This window comes from Pedococcus sp. P2_E5 (assembly GCF_056403895.1).
The window spans coordinates 1-3,903 of record NZ_JBFUEP010000080.1; the positions used below are offsets into that span (position 1 = coordinate 1).

The 3,903-nt window shown below is 65.1% G+C and carries 4 protein-coding genes; all 4 read right to left on the reverse strand.

The window, feature by feature from the left end; genetic code table 11:
• The coding region (locus tag AC1DVZ_RS18715; RefSeq protein ID WP_477619706.1) for a GTP-binding protein at window positions 1–174 on the reverse strand (174 nt) is incomplete at its 3' end.
• 120 nt (window positions 175–294) lie between these two features.
• Window positions 295–2,412, reverse strand: a complete 2,118-nt coding sequence (fusA, locus tag AC1DVZ_RS18720; protein WP_477619705.1) for an elongation factor G — start codon at window positions 2,410–2,412, stop codon at window positions 295–297.
• 120 nt (window positions 2,413–2,532) lie between these two features.
• Window positions 2,533–3,003, reverse strand: a complete 471-nt coding sequence (gene rpsG / locus AC1DVZ_RS18725; protein ID WP_056915473.1) for a 30S ribosomal protein S7 — start codon at window positions 3,001–3,003, stop codon at window positions 2,533–2,535.
• Entirely contained in the window at window positions 3,003–3,377 is a 375-nt protein-coding gene (gene rpsL, locus AC1DVZ_RS18730) for a 30S ribosomal protein S12 (protein ID WP_056883290.1), read from the reverse strand. The genes rpsG and rpsL overlap by 1 nt, the downstream gene beginning before the upstream one ends.
• Window positions 3,378–3,903: the final 526 nt, after the last annotated feature.

Sequence of the window (3,903 nt, forward strand, 5' to 3'; positions counted from 1 at the left end):
CTCTTCGGGTGCCTTGTCGATGTCGTCGAACGCGAACTGCGGGTTCAAGTCCGGGTACTTGTCGTGCAGGACCTTGGAAATCGCAGCCGTCAGCGTCGTCTTACCGTGGTCGATGTGACCAATGGTGCCGATGTTGACGTGCGGCTTAGTCCGCTCGAACTTTGCCTTCGCCACTTGATGTCCTCCTCAGGACTCTTCTTGGTGAAACGCCTTTTGCCCAGATGGGACGTGGCGCGGATTATGGGGTGGAGCTCTGGTGGTTCGTGCGCGTGGTGCGACCGGTAATGCTACCGGTCACTCACCACGGGTCTTCTTGATGATCTCCTCGGCAACAGCCTTGGGGACCTCGGCGTAGGAGTCAAACTCCATCGAGTAGTTGGCCCGACCCTGGGTCTTGGACCGCAGGTCGCCGACGTAGCCGAACATCTCTGACAGCGGGACGAGGCCGCGGACGACCTTGGCACCACTGATGTCCTCCATGGCCTGGATCTGGCCACGGCGGGAGTTGATGTCACCGATGACGTCGCCCATGTAGTCCTCGGGCGTACGCACCTCGACGGCCATCATCGGCTCGAGGAGCACGGGGTCGGCCTTGCGGACGGCCTCCTTGAGCGCCATGGAACCGGCGATCTTGAACGCCATCTCCGAGGAGTCGACGTCGTGGTAGGCGCCATCGAGCAGCGTCGCCTTGATGCCGACCAGCGGGTATCCCGCGAGCACGCCGTACTGCATGGCGTCCTGGATGCCGGCGTCGACCGACGGGATGTACTCGCGCGGGACGCGGCCACCAGTGACCTTGTTCACGAACTCGTACATCTCGCCCGACTCGGCGGTGTCGAGGGGCTCGATGCTGATCTGGATCTTGGCGAACTGGCCGGAGCCACCCGTCTGCTTCTTGTGGGTGAAGTCGAGCTTCTCCACGGTGCGACGGATCGTCTCGCGGTAGGCCACCTGCGGCTTGCCGACGTTTGCCTCGACCTTGAACTCGCGCTTCATGCGGTCCACGAGGATGTCGAGGTGGAGCTCGCCCATGCCGGCGATGATCGTCTGACCGGTCTCCTCGTCGTGGTGGACCTGGAAGGTCGGGTCCTCGGCGGAGAGCTTCTGGATGGCCGTGGAGAGCTTCTCCTGGTCACCCTTGGTCTTGGGCTCGATGGCCACCTGGATGACCGGGTCCGGGAACGTCATCGACTCGAGCACGATCTGCTCGTTCGGGTCGCTCAGCGTGTCACCGGTGGTGGTGTCCTTGAGGCCGATCGCCGCGTAGATGTGACCCGCGAGGGCCTCCTCCACGGGGTTCTCCTTGTTGGCGTGCATCTGGAAGAGCTTGCCGATGCGCTCCTTGCGGCCCTTGGTCGTGTTGACGACCGCGGAGCCGGCGGAGATCTGGCCGGAGTAGACGCGGATGAAGGTCAGCGTGCCGAAGAACGGGTGCGTGGCGACCTTGAAGGCCAGCGCCGAGAACGGCTCGCTCGTGTCGGGCTTGCGCGTCATCTCGACCTCCTCGTGGTTCGGCTTGTGGCCGACCATCGGGGGGACGTCGAGCGGCGAGGGCAGGTAGTCGACGACGGCGTCGAGCATCGGCTGCACACCGCGGTTCTTGAAGGCAGAGCCGCACAGGATCGGGTAGAGCTCGGAGTTGACCGTCAGCTTGCGGATCGCGCCCTTGATCTCCTCGGGCGTCAGCTCCTCGCCACCGAGGTACTTCTCCATGAGGACGTCGTCGGACTCGGCAACGCGCTCGACGAGGGCGTGGCGGTACTCCTCGACCTTCTCGAGCATGTCGGCCGGGATCTCCTGGATCTCGTACTTGGCACCCATGGTGACGTCACCCTTGGCGTCACCGGGCCACACGAGGGCACGACGGTAGATGAGGTCGACGACGCCGACGAACTCGCTCTCGGAGCCGATCGGCAGCTGGAGCACGAGGGGCTCGGCGCCGAGGCGGTCCTTGATGGTGTCGACGGTGAAGTAGAAGTCCGCGCCGAGCTTGTCCATCTTGTTGACGAACGCGATGCGGGGGACGTCGTACTTGTCGGCCTGACGCCACACGGTCTCGGACTGGGGCTCGACACCCTCCTTGCCGTCGAACACGGCGACGGCACCGTCGAGGACGCGCAGCGAGCGCTCCACCTCGACCGTGAAGTCCACGTGACCGGGGGTGTCGATGATGTTGATCTGGGTGCCCTCCCAGAAGGAGGTCACGGCGGCAGACGTGATCGTGATGCCGCGCTCCTTCTCCTGCTCCATCCAGTCGGTCGTCGACGCACCGTCGTGGGTCTCACCGATCTTGTGGTTGACACCGGTGTAGAAGAGGATGCGCTCCGTCGTCGTCGTCTTGCCGGCGTCGATGTGCGCCATGATCCCGATGTTGCGGACCTTGGTCAGGTCCGTCAGGACGTCGAGTGCCAATGTGATCGTCTCATCTCGCTCGTTAGAAAAAGTTCGTTGTGGTGCGTGGGGGCGGGGCCTCGACCACGCACCTCCGGTATGCCGCGTGCGCGCCAGGCGCACGCGGCATACCGGTCGCTGTCACCAGCGGTAGTGCGCGAAGGCCTTGTTGGACTCGGCCATCTTGTGGGTGTCCTCGCGACGCTTCACCGCGGCACCGAGGCCGTTGGACGCGTCGAGGATCTCGTTCATGAGGCGCTCGGTCATGGTCTTCTCACGACGCTGACGCGAGTAGCCGACCATCCAGCGCAGGGCCAGCGTGGTCGCGCGGTTGGGCTTGACCTCGATCGGCACCTGGTAGGTCGCGCCACCGACACGGCGGGACTTGACCTCGAGCGTCGGACGGATGTTGTCCAGCGCGCGCTTGAGGGTCACGACGGGGTCGGAGCCGGTCTTCTCCTTGACGCCCTCGAGGGCGCCGTAGACGATCGTCTCGGCGATGGACTTCTTGCCATCGAGGAGGATCTTGTTGACCAGCTGGGTCACCAACGGGGAGTTGTGGACCGGGTCGACGACGAGGGGGCGCTTGGGCGCGGGTCCCTTGCGAGGCATTACTTCTTCTCCATCTTCGCGCCGTAACGGGAGCGGGCCTGCTTGCGGTTCTTGACACCCTGGGTGTCGAGCGAGCCGCGGACGATCTTGTAACGGACACCCGGGAGGTCCTTCACACGACCGCCACGCACGAGCACGATCGAGTGCTCCTGCAGGTTGTGGCCGACGCCCGGGATGTAGGCCGTGACCTCGATGCCGCTGGTGAGGCGCACGCGGGCGACCTTGCGCAGGGCAGAGTTCGGCTTCTTGGGGGTGGTGGTGTACACACGCGTGCACACACCACGGCGCTGGGGCGAGCCCTTGAGGGCAGGAGTCTTGGTCTTGGTGACCTTGTCCTGACGCCCCTTGCGCACAAGCTGGTTGATCGTAGGCAACCTGTTCTCCGTACGTAGTTGATGTTCTGTGTCGTCGGGCTGCGTCTCGCAACCCTCGGGCACTCCTTGGTGTGGTGCCTCGCCCGACCCCCGCACTCGGGTGTGTCGTGCTCGGCGCTCTCCCCTGCACCCTCCACGCGCGACCCAGTGCGGATCGATTGCGGAGTGCCCGGCGAGAGGGGTGCTGGTCCAGCTGCCGACGTTCGTCCACGGTGACCGTGTTCAGCGTCGATACCGACTCCAGCGCATGACTGAGGCAGACCTCAGACACAGTGTTCAAAGATACCGCCTGCGTGGTGGCGGTCCAAATCGGTTACCGCACGCCCCCGCGGCTGCCTCGCACTCTTCAACGCGGACACCCACCCTGGTATGCCGCCCCTCCCCCGCACTTCTGGCCACCTGTGGCGCACCAGACCGGCTGAACCGGGGTCGGGTGCCGCAGCAGCGGCCAGAAGTGCGGGTGGGGACGCGACCGACGTGCGGCCCGACGCCTCCAAGCAATGACCGAGGGGGTCGGCCCGGCGAA

Coding starts and splice junctions, on each gene's coding strand:
- rpsG (WP_056915473.1), bottom strand. CDS start 3,003: ATGCCTCGCAAGGGACCCGCGCCCAAGCGCCCCCTCGTCGTCGACCCG.